We start from the raw sequence: 17213 nt of genomic DNA, 5'->3' as shown, positions 1-17213 counted from the left end.
GGTGTCTCGGAGATCACCTCCTTGGGCGTGGAACTGGGAGTCTCGATGTTGCGTACGACCGTTTCGAGACCGTTCCCCTGCCCCTTCCCGGTTTCCCCGTTCCCGGGCACCACCGTTTCGACCGTCGTCGTCGTATCCGTCGTCACCCGAATTCCGTTGCTCGGCGGTTCCCCGCCGAAGGAGGAAGAGGAGGACGTGGAATCCGTGGACGTCGTGGAGAACGTGTCCGAATTGCGCGACCCGAGCAACGGCGCCTTCTCCGCCGTGAACCCGCCTCCACCACCAGGACCACCACCCGGGCCGTCGAAGAACGACTTCAGCTTCCCCAGACCGGTATTGATCGACTTCGGGATCGACGCCGGGTCGATCCTCACCTCTTTCGCCTTCTGACCCGCCCAGCCCGCCGCACCGAACGCCGCACCCGACGTCGCCGTCTCCCACGTCAGATGAACCCCAGGCTCCCCACCCGTCATCCACGCCGACACATAACCCATCGGCACCGCCGACACCACATTGTTGACCGCACCCCCCACCACCGACGACGCGAACGACCCCACCCACTTCTGCCCGAACACCTTCCCCACACCGAAGTCGAACGCTTTGCCCACACCGAAACCGACCACACCGCCCACCGCGCCCAGCGCCACGTTCGTGCCCAGCTCGCTCCAGTTCTCCGCACCCCACTCGCCCTGGCGTGTCCCCTTCGCGAACCCCACCATCTGCGCCACCGCGTTGATCACACCCATCATCAACGCCCCCTGCAACACCGCCGCCACCAACTGACGGATCAACGCCGGCACCGCCGCACGAATCGCCGCCCACACCGCCGCCGTAAACGCAAACCCCCACCCACCCGTCAACACCGTGAACGCCGCCATCGCCAACTGACCCAGCAACCACGTCACCATCCCCAAAATGGTGACCTTCGCCGTCTCCACCTGAATCGCCAGCTTCCGCAGATTCACCGCGACCTGACGGTAAAGACCCTCGATCGCATCGAAAACCGGCTTCTCCGCCCCCTCCGGAACCCCCGACAGGAACTTGTACACCGAATCAAGGAGCGCCTGGGCTCCCGCGCCCTCCATCGAACGCCCCGCACCCACCGCCGACTTCTCGAACTCCCCCCGCATTCCCTTCACCACATCAGCCATCGCCTCGAACTTCAGCGACCGCTCCACCAACAACGACTCACTCAACTGCGGCCACGGCTGACCACCCAACGCACCCAGAACCGGCTCCGCCCACTCCGGAACAGTGATGTCACCCATGACCCAATCGCCCCAATCCCGTTCTGGACCGCGCGGAGACGCCATGGACCACAGGGCATGCTGAACGTCTCCGGGGGACCGCCGGCACACACATCGATTCGTGGCCATGCACGGTCGGGATCGGGCCAGGGTTCAGGCTGAACGGACCGCCGCGCCCTCCCGTGCTCCCGTGAGGCAGCCCGCTACAGCAGCGACCGACGGCGCCTCCGGCACACCGTGCCGGGCGGGCCAGGAGTGGAGGCACCGACATGGTTCAGCGAATCCGCCGGAACAAGCACAGCGGCCAGGCCCGCCCGGAGGAGCCCGCGGCCGACCGCGCGTCGACCGGGTCCGTACCGGCGAACGCCGCGTCCGCGGAGGCCGCCGATCTGCTCGACGAGCTGGACGATCTGCTCGGGGAGCTCGGGGACGCGAAGGAGTTCGTGAAGAACTACCAGCAGCGTGGCGGAGAGTGACGGCGAGCGGACCGGCCGCGTCAGACTTCGGTCAACTTCAGTCCAAGCCCGAGCGGTTATCGGCCACGCGTGGGTAAAGGTTCTGTACGTTTCCGATCCGTGTCGGCCGTACGGCAAGATCGTGCACGCCGTTTCCAGCGGATGACCGCTGGGTGACCTACCTCTCACCGCTCAGCGGACGCACCGAGGGTTTCCGGCCATGAACGTGTCCGTTTGCCGTACACCGTCCCGCCAGAACGCGCCTTCACATCCGGAAGGAGCCTCCGGGAGCGTGGGGTTCCCTCACCTGAGGATCTCCGCCCTCACCCACGTGGCGAAGGCGTTCGTACGCGACGCCCGGGGCGGCGCGTTCGCAGCACGTTGCAGGGGTGACCGTCGCGCCGCCCCGGGGGACGACGCCGTTCCCGCAGATGGCGCGGCACGGACGTACCCGTCACGGGAGCCGGTACGACCGGGTGGCTCCCGCACTGGGAAAAAGCGAACGCCAAGCGTTCCGCTCCCGGCGCACGGCCGTGCCGCCCGCCGCACCGGGCGAGCGTGATCATCCTGCCCGGCGGGCCCAGTGGTCAAGACCTCTGGCGGCATCCGCCCCCGACCGCCCGAGCGGCTTTCGGCCAGGTGGGGCCGCGTTCCCCCGGAAGTGAGCGCTTGCTGCCCAAGCTCGTTGTGGTCACCAAGAACCCATGAAGATGGAGTTGTTGACGGGTTCGTGGAGGATATGCGAAGGTCTGGCCACCCGAGGATCTCCGACACTCCGCTTCGGGCCGCACGAAACAGTCGTCACTCTTCGCGCAGGGAAGGCCAGCCCCTCTCCACCGCAGTGTCCGCGCGGGCCCGCACTCCGGGCCGCGCCCTCCTGAGCACCACAGCGCCACCCGCACCACGGCCCCATCGCTCCACCCCTCATCCCCCATCTCGGCTGATCCGGCCTGCCCACCCGCCGTACACGGGTGCCCGGCCGCACAGCCGTGCTTCGAGCAACCCCGAGGAACCGTCATGGGCAAGATCGCCGTACTCACGAACGACCTGCAGGCCGACGTCGTCCACAAGACGCCCGAGCGCACGCACGCCATGGCCGAGGCTCAGCCGCGGTTCACACACTTCCTGGACGAGATGCGCCGCCGCGGCCACGGCGTCTTCCACCTCCAGCTGGTCAACCTGCCCGACGACCCCAACGTCGAGCGGGACTTCGACGGCACCCTGCCGCTCCAGCGCGGCAGCGAGGGCGCCGCGATCCTCGCGGACTTCCTCGACGAGACCGACGACGTCGTGGAGAAGAACAAGGACAGCGGCTTCTACGAGACCGAGCTGCACGACCGGCTCCAGGCCGCCGGCGTCGACACGGTCCTGATCACCGGCCTGCAGACGCAGATATGCGTCCAGACCACCGCGGCCGACGCGTTCTTCCGCGGCTACAACGTGTGGGTGCCCTCCGACTGCGTGGTCTCCGGCGACCCCGAGGCCCGCGACCGCTCCCTGGAGTGGCTGAGCGGCTACTGCGCCACCGTCGCGGACTCCGAGGAGATCCTGGCCCAGATCGACGCCACCGGCGAGCTGCCCCGCAAGGTCGTCAAGATCCTCCCGTAGTACGTCCCTTCAGGCACGCCCGCACCACCGCGCGCCCCGACGCTCCGTACGGCGTACCCGCCGCGCGCGACGCCACCGCACCACCCGTCCGGCGGCCGGCACCCCCTCGGTGTCGCCGCCCACCGGACGGCGCACCCGCAGCACGCGACGCACCGACCGGCGCCCCGCACGGCGCCTTTCAGCGCGGTCCGCGCGCCGCGCCGCGCCGTCCTGCCCGGACGGTCCCGCAACGGCGTCACCGCGCCAGGCATCCCGTACCCCGGAGCAGGACCGCGCGCGTCACCCCCTCATACCCCGAAGGGACACGCCCGCATGACCAGCCAGGCCACCGACCTCGGTGAGGTCCTCCTCGACCACGGCAGCGGAGCCCAGCTCAGCCACGAGCTGATCTCCCTGATCGTCCAGACCCTGGGCGACGTGTACATCGGCGAGATGGAGGACAGCGCCATGCTGCCCATCTCCGCCGGTCGCATCGCCATGACCACGGACTCCTTCGTCGTCGACCCGCCGTTCTTCGGCAACGGCGACATCGGCAAGATCGCGGTCTGCGGCACCGTCAACGACCTCTCCGTCGTCGGCGCCAAGCCGCTCTACCTCACCCTCGGCATGATCCTGGAGACCGGTCTGCCGATCTCCCGTCTGGTGCAGGTCCTCACCTCGATCCGCGAGACCGCCCGCGAGGCCGGCGTGCTGATCGTGTGCGGCGACACCAAGGTCGTCCGCAAGGGCGAGGCCGACCAGATCTACCTCAACACCGCGGGCGTCGGCGTCTTCGAGCGCGAGCCGCTGCGCATGGCGCACGTCCGCCCCGGCGACCGCGTGATCCTGAGCGGCCCGATCGGCAACCACACCGTGCACCTGCTCTCCATCCGCGAGGGCCTGGGCTTCGAGCAGCGCGTCCTGAGCGACTGCGCCCCGCTGAACGGCATGCTCGACCACCTCTTCTCGGCCGTGTCCGAAGGGGACGTCCGCTCAGTGCGCGACGTGACGCGCGGCGGTCTGGCGGCGGTGCTGCACGAGTACTCCGAGGCCGTGGACCACAAGATCCGGATCGAGCAGGAGCTGCTGCCGGTCCAGTTCGAGACGGTGATGGCCACCGACATGCTGGGCATCAACCCGATCCACTCGGCGAACGAGGGCTGCGTGGCCCTGTTCGTGGACCCGGCCGCCGAGCAGAAGGTCCTCGACGCGCTGCGCGCCCACAAGTACGGCGAGGACGCGGTCTCGATCGGCGAGGTCACCGAGGAGGCCGGCGCGCTGGTGCTGCTGCGCGACACCGAGGGCCGCGACACCATCGTCGAGGAGCTCCAGGGCGCCGAACTCCCCAGGCTCTGCTGACCGATGACGACCACTCAGGACGACGTGACCCCCGGTGCGGCGCTGGTACGGCGCCGCGCCCGGGTCACCGGTGTGGTGCAGGGCGTGGGCTACCGGCCCTTCGTCTACAAGGCCGCGCACGGCTACGGGCTGACCGGCTGGGTCCTCAACGACCCCGAGGGCGTGCTCACCGAGGTCACCGGACCCGCCGGGGCCGTGGAGTCCTTCCTCGCCGACCTCACCGACCAGGCGCCGCCGCAGGCGAAGGTCACCGGCGTGCACGTCGAGGAGCTCGACCCGGAGGCCGAGCCGGCCACCGCGTTCGTGATCCGCGAGAGCGTGCACGCGGGCAGCAAGCAGACCATCGTGCCCGCCGACGGGCACGTGTGCGCCGACTGCCTGGCCGAGCTGCGCGACCCGGCGGACCGCCGCTACCGCTACCCGTTCATCAACTGCACCAACTGCGGCCCCCGTTACTCGATCGTGCGGGCCCTGCCCTACGACCGGGCGCAGACCACGATGGCGTCCTTCACCATGTGCCCGCCGTGCGCGGCGGAGTACACGGACCCGATGGACCGGCGCTACCACGCGCAGCCCAACGCCTGCCGCGACTGCGGCCCGCAGCTGCTGCTCGCCGACCGCGACGGCGGCACGCTGGACGGCGAGGAGGCCCTGGCGGCGGCCGTGGAGGCGCTGGCCGCCGGGCGGATCGTGGCGGTGAAGAGCGTCGGCGGCTTCCACCTGGCCGTGGACGCCCGCGACGAGGACGCGGTGCACCGGCTGCGGGCGGGCAAGCGCCGCGACTCCAAGCCCTTCGCCGTGATGGCGCGGGACCTGGAGACGGCCGCCGCCTTCGCCGAGATCGGCGCGGAGGAAGCCGAGCTCCTCGAGTCGTCGTCACGGCCCATCGTGCTCGTGCGCAAGCGCGAGGGCGCGCTCCCCGAAGCGATCGCGCCGCGCAACCCCAACATCGGGGTGATGCTCCCGTCGGCGCCGCAGCACCACCTGCTGCTCGCCGACGAGCGGATGGACACGCTGGTCATGACGAGCGGAAACGTTTCGGGATACCCGATCGCGCACCGCAACGAGGACGCCCTGGAGCACCTCTTCGCGATCGCCGACGTGATCCTCTACAACGACCGCGACATCGAGATACGCGTCGACGACTCCCTGGTGCGCCTCTCCCGCCACCCGGAACTCGACCAGCCGCTGGTGAGCTTCCTGCGCAGGGCCCGCGGGTACGCCCCGTACCCCGTGGAGGTCGGTGTCGACCTCGCTCCCATGGTCGCCTTCGGCGCCGAGCTGAAGACCACGGTGGCGCTCTCCCAGGGCACCCGGGTCTACCTCAGCCAGCACATCGGCGACCTCAAGAACGACGAGACGTGGGAGTCGCACCAGCAGACCGCCCGCCACCTCGCGGGCCTGCACGACCTGGTGCCCCAGGACGCGGCGGTGGACCTGCACCCGCAGTTCCGCGCCACGCGGCTGGCCCTCAAGGAGGAGGGCGCCGGCTACGGCCGCGTCGTCCAGGTGCAGCACCACCACGCGCACATGGCGTCCTGCATGGCGGAGAACCGGCTGACCGGGCCGACGCTCGGCGTCGTCTTCGACGGCGCGGGCTACGGCCCGGACGGCACCACCTGGGGCGGCGAGTTCCTGCTCGGCTCCTACCGGGACGCGCGCCGCGTGGCCCATCTGCGCACGGTGCCGCTGCTCGGCGGCGACCGCGCCGTCAAGGAGCCCATCCGCACCGGCTTCGCCCTGGCCCTGGACGCGCTCGGCGAGCCGGACGCGGCCCTGGCCGCCTTCCCGGTGCTCGGCCAGTGGGACGAGCAGCAGCTGCACGTGTACGCGACGATGGCCCGGCGGGGCGTCAACGCGCCGCCCGCCTCCAGCATGGGCCGCCTCTTCGACGGGGTCGCCGCGCTGCTCGACGTCACCACGCACGCCGAGTACGAGGCGCAGGGCCCGATCGAGCTGGAGGGCCTGCTCGCCCGGGACCTGGCGCTCGCGCCCGTGGCGGAGCGCTACCGGTTCGCCCTGGGCGACCACGACGGCGTGGTGGAGGTGGACCCGCGCCCGGTGGTGAAGGCGCTGGCCCGCGACCTGGCCGCCGGGGTGGCTCCGGCCGACATCAGCCGGCGCTTCCACTCCGGGGTGGTGGACATGGTGGTGGAGCGCTGTCGTGCGGTGCGCGAGGCCGAGGGGCCGGACGCGTTCGACCAGGTGGTGCTCTCGGGCGGGGTGTTCCTCAATGAGTTCCTGCTGGTGAACTGCCTGGTGGAGCTGGAGCGCGCGGGCTTCCGCACGTACTGCCAGCAGCAGGTGCCCACCAACGACGGCGGCATCGCACTGGGCCAGATCATGGTCGCGCACGCCCGCCTGAACGAGCCGGAGCCGGGCGAGTGAGCGGGGGCGCGGGTCCGGGAGCGGGGGCGGGCCGGGAGCACGTGGTGGTGCTGCACCGCTGGCGCGACCGGCACGCCCGCTACACCTCCTACCTCGACCACGCCACGACGTACGTCACCTACGTGAGCACCGAGTTGGGGCTCTCGTCCGTCCCCGAGGAGGCGGCGGCGGTCCGGCTGGTGCCGGCCACCGACCGCCTCCCCGAGGTGCGGGCGGCGCTGGAGGCCCTGGTCGCGGAGTTCGGCCCGGCGAGCCGACTGGTCGCGCTCAACGAGGGCGACCTGGACACGGCGGCCGAGCTGCGCGCCGCGTTCGGGCTGCCCGGGCAGACTCCCGGGGGCCTGGACCGGTTCCGCGACAAGCTCACCATGGTCCGGCACGTGGAGGCGGCGGGCGTGCCCGTGCCGCGCTCCGCCGACGCCGGCAGCGCCGAGGACGTACGACGCTTCGCGGCCGAGCACGGCTGGCCCGTGGTGGTCAAGCCGCGCCGCGGCACGGCCAGCCGGGGCGTGCTCGTCCTGCACGGTGAGGCCGACCTCACCGCTCACGCGGACGTGTTCGGGCCGGAGCTGCGCGAGCCGAGGATCGTGCAGTCCTTCGTGGCCGATCCGGTGCTGCACCTGGACGGCCTGTGGACGGGCGACGGTCTGGGCCCGTGGCGCGCCGCGCGGTACCTGAACAGCTGCGAGGAGTTCACCAAGGGCACCTTCCTCGGTTCCATCGAGCTGGACGACCCCGAACTCCTCGGACCGCTGGGCGAGTTCACGGCCAGGGCCGCCGCGGCCCTGGGCGACGGGGAACCGTGGGTCTTCCACATGGAGGCGTTCCTGGGCAGCGGCCCCGACGGCACGCCGCACCCGGTCTTCCTGGAGGCCGGGTCCCGGGTCGGCGGCGCGGAGATCCCGTTCGTCTGGCGCGAGGTGCACGGCCTGGACCTGATGGCGGCCGCCGTCGACATCCAGCTGGGCCGGGCCCCCGAGGCCACGCCCGTCACGCCGGACGAGCCCGCCGCGACCGCCGGGTGGCTGCTCCTGCCACTGCCGGTACCGCCGCCCTGCCGGGTGACCGGGGCGAGCTGGGACCGGGAGGGCTCCGAGGGCGGCCCGTACGCGCACGTGGTGCCGGAGCCGGGCTCCCTGATCCCGCAGGTCGGGGGGTACGAGCACGTCGGCGGGCGGTTCCGCTTCCGCGGCGCCTCCGGCCAGGAGGTGGAGGCGGCGATCCGCAAGACCGCGGGCTCGTTCGCCCTGGACTGCGAGCCGCTGACCCCCGACGCACCCCGGCCGGCGGGCCCCTGACCGGCTGAGCCGGGCCGCCCGGCGCCGCAGCCCCCGTACCGCCGTCCCCCCACGACAGAGAGTGGAACACCATGCAAGAGCGCAGAACCCGACTGGTCGTCGTGGGAAGCCGTCTGAAGGCCTACCGCGAGTACGCGCTGGCGTCGCTGGCCCGTGCGTACGACATCGACCTGGTGACCTCGCAGGAGATCACCTGGGAGAAGCCGTACGTGTCGTCCTTCCGGATCGCCGACACCACGCGTGCCGCGTCGCTGCGCGAGGCCGTGGAGTCGCTGCACGCCGAGGCGGCGCTGAGCGACGCGGGGGCGCCCCGGGCCGGGCTGTTCACCTGGGACGAGGTGTCGCTGATCGCGACCGCGACGGTCGCCGGTGAGCTGGGCCTGCCGCACATGTCGGCGCGGGCCGCGGCGGCCTGCCGGGACAAGTACGTGACGCGCTCGCTGCTGGAGCGGGCCGGGCTGCCCGGGGTGCGCCACCGCCTGGTGCACAGCGCGGCGGAGGCGGCCGGGGCCGCGGCGGCCATCGGCTTCCCGGTCGTGCTCAAGCCGCGCGCGCTGGCCGGCAGCATGGGCGTCACGCTGGTGCGCTCGGCGGCCGAACTGGCCGCCGCCTACGAGCGGGTGGCGGTCACCACCTTCGCGGGCATCGACGCGGAGGCGGGCGTCCTGGTCGAGGAGTACCTGACCGGGCCCGAGATCAGCGTGGACAGCTGTGTGGTGGACGGCGAGGCGGAGCCGGTCTTCGTGGCCCGCAAGCGGCTGGGCTTCGACCCCGGCTTCGAGGAGGTCGGGCACCTGGTGGGCCCCTGGCGCCACGAGCCGTGGGCCGACGAGGTGGCCGCGCTGGTCGGGGCCGCGCACCGGGCGCTGGGCGTGGAGCGGGGCATCACCCACACCGAGGTCCGGCTCACCCCGGCGGGCCCGCGCCTGATCGAGCTGAACGGCCGCCTCGGCGGCGACCTCATCCCGTACGTCGGGACCCTCGCCCGGGGCGTCGACCTCACGCTCGCGGGCGCCGCCCTGGCTTCCGGGCAGGCCCCGGACCTGACGCCCGCGCGCGAGGAGTACGCCGAGATCCGGTTCCTCTACCCGCCGCACGACGGGGTCCTCGAGCGCCTGGACCTGGGCGCGGCGGAGGCCGTGCCCGGTGTGGCGGACGTGGTGGTCCTGGCCGGGCCCGGTGACGAACTGCTGCTTCCCCCGCGCGCGTTGACGCCGCGGACCGCCGCCGTGATCGCGTCCGGCGCGGACGAGGCGGCCTGCACGGCGGCCCTGGACCGGGCCGAGGCCGAGGTCGTGCCGGTGATGGGCGGCTCGCCGCTGGACGGCCTGGGCGCGCTGATGGAGAATCCGGTGACGCGGCGCTTCCTGGCCGCCGAGCGGGGCGCGGCGAAGATGGTCGTACCGGAGCTGCGCAACGACTGGAACGCGTACGGCGCGGGCGGCGGCAAGGCCCTGAACCGGCCGGTGTTCCTGGCGACGGCGGACCGGCTGTCGCTCCAGGCGGACCTCAACGGCCTGTTCGAGCTGCTGACCACCATCCCCGACCGGCTCTTCGGCGGCGACCGCCGGGCCTTCGCCCGCGCGGTCGGCATGACCCCGACCCAGGTGGACCTGGTGATGCGCGGGGCGGGCCTGCGGATGCCCCCGATGTCGCGCGCCGACATGTACCGCGAGCCGGGCGGCTTCAAGCTGATGGAGCTCAACACCGGCAGTTCGCTCGGCGGTTGGCAGATGGGCGAGTTCTCCCGGCCCGCCGCGCGCAACCGCGCCTTCCAGGAGTTCGCGCACGCCGAGCACCTGGTCCACCCCGACCCGATCGGGAACATCGCCTCGGTGCTGCGCGCCGAGGCCGCGCACGCGGGCTTCGAGCTGCCGGCCCGGCCGGTGCTCGCGCTGACCGAGTGGCCGGACGGGTTCACGTACACCAAGCCGTGGCTGGACTTCGTGGTGCCGGACTTCCTGCGGCACGGCTTCGACGCGGTGGTGTGCGGCCTCGACCACTTCGAGTACCGCGACGGCGTGCCGTGGGTGCACGGCCGCAAGGTCGACGTGGTGTACCGGATCTTCCTGCCCGGCGAGATGGCCGACGAGCAGCGCAGCTACGACCTGGTGGACCCGCTGCTCGACGCGGTGGACGCCGGTCACACGTTCCTGTTCGCCGGGCTCGACTGCGAGCTGTACGGCAACAAGGGAAGCCTCGCGATGCTGAGCGACGAGCGCAACCGGGACGCCTTCACCGCGGACGAACTGGCGCTGGTGGAGCGGATCCTGCCGTGGACGCGGTTCCTGCGCGACGAGCACGTGCACCGCGCGGGCGAGTCCGTGGACCTGGTGCCGTACGTGCTGGCGCACAAGGACAGCCTGGCGCTGAAGCCGACGCTGCTCTACGGCGGGGTGGGCGTGATACCGGGCTGGTCGGTGGGCCAGGACGAGTGGGAGGCGCGCGTGCGGGCGGCGGTGGACGGGCCGTTCGTGGTGCAGGAGCGGGTGCTCCCGGTGGCCGAGCGGTTCGCCGCCGAGGACGGCGAGGGCTTCGAGCGGATGGTCGTGGCGTACGGCGTGCTGATGGTGGGCGGCGCCTACTCCGGGATGCTGGTGCGCGGCACGCCGGATCCGACGGTGGGGATCGTGTCGATGTCCAACGGCGCCCAGATCGGCTGCTGTTACCACGTCGAGGACACGGCGGACGACGGCGTGGACGAGGGCGGGCGGGGCCCGGCGTGAGCGGCACCCGGTTCGGCGGGCTGTGGCGCGACGCCGACTTCCTGAAGCTGTGGGGCGGCGAGTCCGTCTCCCTGATGGGTGCTCAGATCACCCAGCTGGCGCTGCCGTTGGCGGCCGTGTACCAGTTCCACGCGTCCTCGACGCAGCTGGGCGTGCTCAACGCGGCGGGGTTCCTGCCGTTCCTCGGCGTGACCCTGTTCATCGGGGTGTGGGTGGACCGCAGGCGGCGCAGGCCGCTGATGCTGTGGAGCAACGTCGGCCGTGCCCTGCTGGTGGGCAGCGTGCCGCTGTGCGCCTGGCTGGGCGTGCTGCACATCGAGTACCTGTACGTGGTCGCGCTGCTGATCGGCGTCCTGACGGTGCTGTTCGACGTGTCGTACCAGTCGTACCTGCCCTCGCTGATCGCGCGGGAGCAGCTGGTGGACGGCAACAGCAAGCTCCAGGCGAGCGGTTCGGTCGCGCAGATCGGCGGGCCCGGCCTGGCCGGCCTGCTGGTCGGCTGGCTGACCGCGCCCTTCGCCCTGCTGGCCAACGCGTTCTCGTACGTCGTCTCGGTGTTCACCCTGGCCGCCATCCGGCGCCCGGAGCCCGAGCCCGAGGTGCCCGAGGAGCGTCCTTCCACGTTCCGCAGCATCGGCGAGGGCCTGCGGGTGGTGTTCCGCAACGGCTCGATCCGGGCGATCGCGCTGGAGGCGGGGACGTACAACTTCTGCTGGATGGCGCTGCAGACGGTGTTCGTCCTGTACGCGGCGCGCGAGCTGGGCATGACCCCGTCCACGATCGGCCTGATCCTGGGGGTCGGCGCGATCGGCTCCCTGGTGGGCGCGGCGCGCGCCAACTGGCTGAAGAACCGGCTCGGTCTGGGCCGCGCGGTCGTCGCCGAGCTGGTGCTCTGCTGCGCCGCGCCGGTCCTGATCCCGCTGGCGCCGGGTACGGGCCCGCTCTCGTACGCGATGTACGTGCTGGCGATCGCCGCCTGCGGCGCCGGTTCGACCATGTCCACCGTCCACGTCGTCAGCCTGCGCCAGGCCATCACGCCCGACCGGCTGCTCGGCCGGGTCAACGCGGGCTGCCGGTTCATCGCCTGGGGACCGCTGCCGCTGGGCGCGCTGCTCGGTGGAGTGCTCGGCGACGCGATCGGCCTGCGCCCGACCCTGTTCGTCACCTCCCTCGGCTTCCTCGTCGCCCTGCTGTGGATCGTCTTCTCGCCGGTGCCGAAGCTGAAGGACTTCCCGGCGCGGCCGGTGGAGGAGGAGCCCGTGCCCGAGAAGGCCTGAGCCGTCCCCGCCCGCCCCGCCCCCTTGCGTACCCCCCGTCCCAGAGGAGTTCCCCCGTGTCCACGCCCGCACCCGGACCGCTGTTCCGGCCCGCAGGAACCCATGACGGTCTGGAGAGCGTCCGGACCCTGGTCAACTCGGCCATCGACATCCTCCAGGAGGTCTCGGCGCAGCGCTCCGGGCCCGTCCCTCCGGGCGGCCCCGAGGGCGCCAGGAACGCCGCCGCCCAGGTGCTGACCGGGCCGCTGCTGCCCGAGGACGGCACCGACGCCGAACAGGTGCTGCTCGACCTCGTGCGCCCGTACGCGCAGTGGTCCGCCGACATCACGCACCCGGCCGCGCTGGCCCGGATGCAGCCGCCGCCGCTGGACGTGACCGCCGCCACCGAGCTGGCCGCCGCCGTGCTCAACCAGTCGCTGCACGCCTGGGAGAGCGGCCCGTTCGCCCTGGAGCTGGACCGCTGGGTGGTGGCCAGGCTCGCCGAGCTCGCGGGCTACGACCCCGAGGAGGCGGGCGGCACGCTCACCCCCGGCGGCAGCGTGTCCAACCTGATGGCGATGACCATGGCCCGCGACACCGTGCTGGCCGAGAAGACCGGCGCGTACCCCTTCCAGGGCGGGCTGCGCGCGCTGGACAAGACCCCGGTGGTGCTGTGCCCGGAGGGTGTGCACTTCTCCATCGAGCGCGCGGTGCGCCTCCTCGGCATCGGCGAGGACAACATCGTCACCGTGCCGCTGGACAAGTCGGGCCGCATGATCCCGGAGGAGGCCGACCGGCTGCTCACCGAGCTGCCCGAGGACAAGGTCGCGGTCGCCCTGGTGGCGGTCGCCGGCTCCACCGACCTCGGCATCGTCGACCCGCTGCCGCAGCTCGCGGAGATCGCCCGGCGGCACGGCGTGTGGCTGCACGCGGACGCCGCGTACGGCGCGGGCGCGCTGTTCTCGCCGAAGCTGCGCGGCCTCCTGGAGGGCGTCGAGCTGGCCGACTCGATCACGGTCGACCTGCACAAGTTCGGCTGGTCGCCCGCCTCTTCGGCGGTGCTGCTCGTGCGCCGCGCCGAGGCGCTGGTCTCCTTCGGGCTCCAGCCGACCACCTGCCTGAGCGCCGACGACGACACCTGCGCCGGATACATCGGCCTCCAGGGCTCCTCGCTGCAGACGACCCGCCGCGCGGACGCGCTGAAGATCGCGGTGACCATGCGCACGCTGGGCGCCACGACGATGGCCGCCATGGTGGACGCCTGCCACGGCCTGGCCCGGTACGCGGCGGACCGGATCGCCCGCGAGCCGCGCCTGGAGCTGTTCACCGAACCGCCGCTGACCGCCGTGCTGTTCCGCTACCTGCCGCAGGACGGCAGCGACCCGGACGCGTTCAACGGCCGGCTGCGCAGGCGGCTGATGGAGGAGGGCCGCACGCTGCTGGCCCGTACGCACATCGCGGGCGACGACGGCGTCAGCCGGGTCTACCTCAAGCTCATGCTGCTCAACCCGGAGACCACCCCGGCGCAGCTGGACGCGGTCCTCGACGACCTGCTGGCCGCCGCGGCGGAGCAGGACGGGGCGGGGCAGGGCTGACCGGGGCGGGGGCCGCGCCCGCCACCCGGCCCGGCCCCCGCCCTGTACCAACCAGCAACCAGAAGCCAGCAACACTCGCACGGCACTTGGCAGTTCGGCAGTCCGCACAGAGAGATCGGGAATGTCCGAGGTGAACTCCCCGCGTACCCCGTCCGCGCCCGCCCCCGTCGGGACGGACCCGGTCCGCGAATCCATGCAGGTGCTCCCGCGCGCCCTCGCAGGGCCGCTCACCCTGCTGACCGGCCGGCCGTACGCCGGTCAGCGCGCCCCCGGCCTCACCCCCACCCGGCACCTGGTGAACGCCCTGGTCTCGGTGGTCCTCGGCGTCGCCGCGAGCTGCGCCGGGCTCGCGGTCGGCGGCTGGTGCCTCCTGCTGCTCGTGCCGGGCTGGGCGATGGCTCTGCACGGCGCCCGCAACCTGCGCATGATGATCTACCACCAGTGCGCGCACCAGAACATGTGGCGCAAGCGCCGCGCCGACGAGCTGGTGGGCAAGCTGATCGCGGCCTGCCTGATGATCCAGGACTTCGACCGCTACAGCGCCGAGCACGTCGGCGACCACCACGCCCTGCACCACATGACCCGCCGCGACCCCACGGTCCAGGCGTTCCTGGTGACCCTGGAGCTGCGGCCCGGGATGAGCCGGGGCCGGATGTGGCGCCGGGTCCTGGGCAAGGCCGTCTCCCCCTGGTTCCACGCCCGCTTCCTGTGGGCCCGGGTGCGCTCGTACTACGCGTACGCGACCCCGGCCTGGCGGGCCGGGACCACCGCCGGGTACGCGCTGGTCGCGGCGGTCGTCACCTGGCAGGGCCTCTGGCCGTACGCGCTGCTGGCGTGGCTGCTGCCGATGACGCTGTTCTTCCAGGTCAGCAATGTCTTCCGGCTGTGCGTCAAGCACTCCTTCCCGCAGCCGGGGCAGGAGCCCCGGCGCGGCAAGGACTACTTCGCGAGCCTGACCAACGCCATCTTCATCGGCGAGCGCGCCCCTTCGGCCGAACTGCCCTTCATCGCGCGCCAGTTGGCCTGGTCGCGGTGGTGGCTCCGGATGGCGCTCGTGCACTTCCCCTCCCGCTACCTGGTGCTCACCGGCGACACCGTGGTGCACGACTTCCACCACCGGCACCCGATGAGCCGCGACTGGGCCGACTACGTGTTCGCCCGCGAGGCCGACCACGTCAAGGGCTCCCCCGGCTGGCCCGCCTACCACGAGGTCTGGGGGCTCGTGGCGGCCATCGACCACGTCTTCGACTCGCTGCGCACGGCCGACCCGGAGGAGTACGACGCGGGCCGCCTCGCCGAGGTCAACCACCGGGCGCTGTTCATGGCGTTCGAGGACTGACCCGCCCCGCCCCGTCCGCACCGCCCCCTTCGAGAGGAACCTGCCGATGCACCCCCGCCAAGGCCAGGGCGATCGCCTCGTCGTCCTCGGTGTCGCGGAGAGCGACGCCCACGCGGTCGCCAACCAGCTCATCGCCCTCCAACTGCGGGAGTACGGCTTCACGGTGGTCAACCTCGGGGTCTGCACCCCGCTCACCGACTTCGCCGACGCCCTGGACCGCCACCCCGAGGCCGAGGCCGTGCTCATCGGCAGCCTCAACGGCCACGCCCACCACGACCTGCGCGACCTGCCCGCCCTGCGCGCCGCGGGGCGCCTGGACCGGCCGGTGATCGTGGGCGGCAACCTCTCCGTCGGCAGCCGCAAGAGCGAGGCCGACCACCAGCGCCTGCTCGACCTGGGCGTGGACCACGTGCTGCCCGACGCCGGGGAGCTGGTCCTGCTCCTGGACCGGCTGCACGGCACCAGCAAGGCGGCCGAACCCCAGCATGGCTGACCTGGAAGACCTTCGGCTCGACCCCGAGGTAGCCGCCCAACTCCCCTCCTGGGGCGAGCTGGTGGAGCACCTCGGTGACCCGGGGCTGCCCCGGGTCGTGGACGTGCTGCGCGCCGCCGAGGCGCGCGGGCGGCCCGCGGTGCAGCCGCGCTGCGGGGTCGGCGGGCACGCCGAGATGCTGGACCTGCTGCACGCCCTGGAGGGTGCCGGGCCCGACGTCCTCTCGGTGACCATCGACTCGCACACCCGGCTGCGCAACTTCACCACCGCCCGCGAGGTGCTGCGCCGCGACCCGGCCGACCTCAACGGCTACCCGCTGGTCGCGCACGGCTGGCAGCGCGGCCGCGAGCTGGTCGCCTCCGTCGGCGTACCCCTGGAGGTGCGGCACGGGTCGCCGGACCCGCGCGAGCTGTTCGCGGTGTCCCTGGCCGCGGGGATCACCTCGTTCGAGGGCGGCGCGATCGGCTACAACCTGCCGTACTCCAAGAACGTCCCGCTGGGCCGCTCGCTGCGCGCCTGGCAGCGGGTGGACGCGGTCTGCGGGGAGCTGGCGCGCCACGGCGTCACGGTGGACCGCGAGCTGTTCGGCACCCTCACCGCCGTCCTCGTACCGCCGTCGGTGAGCCTGGCGATGACGCTCCTCGAAGGCGCGGCGGCCGTCGCGGAGGGCGTGACCTGCCTGTCGGTGTCGTACCCGCAGGGCGGCGAGGTGCACCAGGACGTGGCGGCTCTGCGGGCGGTACGGACCCTGGCCAGGCGCTACCTGGGCGCGGACGTCGAGGTGTACCCGGTGCTCCACGAGTTCATGGGCGTCTTCCCCTCGACGCCCGAGTTCGCCGGCGCGCTGATCCTGCTCGGCGGCCTGACCGCGCGCCTCGGCGGCGCGACGAAGGTCATCAGCAAGACGACGCAGGAGGCGCACGGCATCCCGGACGCGGCAGCCAACGCGGCCGGCATCCGCACGGCCGCGCTCGGCGCCTCGGACCTGATGGACTTCGTCACCGTCGACGAGGACCGGGTGGCCGAGGAGCAGCACTGGATCGAGCGCGAGGTCGCCGAGCTGGTGGAGCCGGTCCTGGAGGGCGAGGACCTGTTCGGCTCCATCGAGAAGGCCTTCACCGACGGCCGGCTCGACATCCCGTTCAGCGCCAGCGTCCACGCGCGCTCCGAGGTCGTGCCGCGCCGCGACCGGCGGGGCGCGGTGCGGTACGGGAGCGCGGGCGCCCTGCCGTTCTCCGGCGCGGTGCTCCGCCGCCAGGCCGCACTGCTGGCCGACGACCCGGCGGGGCCGGTGCCCGGCAGCCTGATGGCCGCGGTGCACGCCGACATCCACTACTTCCCGGCGAAGGAGAGCGCCCTGTTCCCCGCCCGTACGCCGGGTCCGACGCGCCCGCCGCACGCGGTGGCCCCGACGCCCTGAAGCCCTTCCCTCCTCCTGTCCGCACCTGAAGACCCCTCCCTGATCGAGTG

At 72.6% G+C, this 17213-nt stretch carries 13 protein-coding genes; all 13 read left to right on the top strand.

Annotation, left to right across the window (positions count from 1 at the left end; translation table 11 throughout):
- Window positions 1–27: 27 nt before the first annotated feature.
- The 13 genes from ABT160_RS10155 to ABT160_RS10095 all read left to right on the top strand — a co-directional run bounded on the left by ABT160_RS10155 (window position 28) and on the right by ABT160_RS10095 (window position 17163).
- A complete protein-coding gene (locus ABT160_RS10155) occupies window positions 28–390 on the top strand; it encodes a hypothetical protein (RefSeq protein WP_351645961.1) in 363 nt (120 codons plus the stop codon).
- A gap of 126 nt (window positions 391–516) precedes the next feature.
- Entirely contained in the window at window positions 517–783 is a 267-nt protein-coding gene (locus tag ABT160_RS10150) for a hypothetical protein (RefSeq protein WP_351645959.1), read from the top strand.
- Between the two features lie 733 nt (window positions 784–1516).
- The gene (locus tag ABT160_RS10145; protein ID WP_351645958.1) at window positions 1517–1723 is read left to right on the top strand and encodes a ubiquitin-like protein Pup; all 207 of its coding nucleotides are present in this window, start codon (window positions 1517–1519) and stop codon (window positions 1721–1723) included.
- A gap of 996 nt (window positions 1724–2719) precedes the next feature.
- Window positions 2720–3310 (top strand): cysteine hydrolase family protein, encoded by a 591-nt coding sequence (locus ABT160_RS10140; protein ID WP_351645955.1) that lies wholly within the window; start codon window positions 2720–2722, stop codon window positions 3308–3310.
- 312 nt (window positions 3311–3622) lie between these two features.
- Entirely contained in the window at window positions 3623–4648 is a 1026-nt protein-coding gene (hypE, locus tag ABT160_RS10135; RefSeq protein ID WP_351645954.1) for a hydrogenase expression/formation protein HypE, read from the top strand.
- A gap of 3 nt (window positions 4649–4651) precedes the next feature.
- Window positions 4652–7036 (top strand): carbamoyltransferase HypF, encoded by a 2385-nt coding sequence (gene hypF, locus ABT160_RS10130; RefSeq protein ID WP_351645953.1) that lies wholly within the window; start codon window positions 4652–4654, stop codon window positions 7034–7036.
- Window positions 7033–8334, top strand: a complete 1302-nt coding sequence (locus tag ABT160_RS10125) for an ATP-grasp domain-containing protein (protein ID WP_351645950.1) — start codon at window positions 7033–7035, stop codon at window positions 8332–8334. The genes hypF and ABT160_RS10125 overlap by 4 nt, the downstream gene beginning before the upstream one ends.
- Window positions 8335–8405: 71 nt before the next feature.
- Window positions 8406–11060, top strand: a complete 2655-nt coding sequence (locus ABT160_RS10120) for an ATP-grasp domain-containing protein (RefSeq protein ID WP_351645949.1) — start codon at window positions 8406–8408, stop codon at window positions 11058–11060.
- Window positions 11057–12337 (top strand): MFS transporter, encoded by a 1281-nt coding sequence (locus tag ABT160_RS10115; RefSeq protein WP_351645947.1) that lies wholly within the window; start codon window positions 11057–11059, stop codon window positions 12335–12337. The genes ABT160_RS10120 and ABT160_RS10115 overlap by 4 nt, the downstream gene beginning before the upstream one ends.
- Before the next feature lie 56 nt (window positions 12338–12393).
- A complete protein-coding gene (locus tag ABT160_RS10110; RefSeq protein ID WP_351645945.1) occupies window positions 12394–13911 on the top strand; it encodes a pyridoxal phosphate-dependent decarboxylase family protein in 1518 nt (505 codons plus the stop codon).
- Window positions 13912–14032: 121 nt separating this feature from the next.
- The gene (locus tag ABT160_RS10105; RefSeq protein ID WP_351645943.1) at window positions 14033–15250 is read left to right on the top strand and encodes a fatty acid desaturase; all 1218 of its coding nucleotides are present in this window, start codon (window positions 14033–14035) and stop codon (window positions 15248–15250) included.
- Window positions 15251–15296: 46 nt separating this feature from the next.
- Entirely contained in the window at window positions 15297–15743 is a 447-nt protein-coding gene (locus ABT160_RS10100) for a cobalamin-dependent protein (RefSeq protein ID WP_351645940.1), read from the top strand.
- A complete protein-coding gene (locus tag ABT160_RS10095) occupies window positions 15736–17163 on the top strand; it encodes a methylaspartate mutase (protein ID WP_351645938.1) in 1428 nt (475 codons plus the stop codon). Before ABT160_RS10100 ends, ABT160_RS10095 begins: the two co-directional genes overlap by 8 nt.
- The last annotated feature ends 50 nt before the right edge of the window (window positions 17164–17213 follow it).

The organism is Streptomyces sp. NPDC001941 (genome assembly GCF_040296945.1).
Lineage (GTDB): Bacteria > Actinomycetota > Actinomycetes > Streptomycetales > Streptomycetaceae > Streptomyces.
The sequence above is the reverse complement of the archived record's forward strand: the minus strand, read 5'-3'. Positions and strand labels throughout refer to the sequence as shown.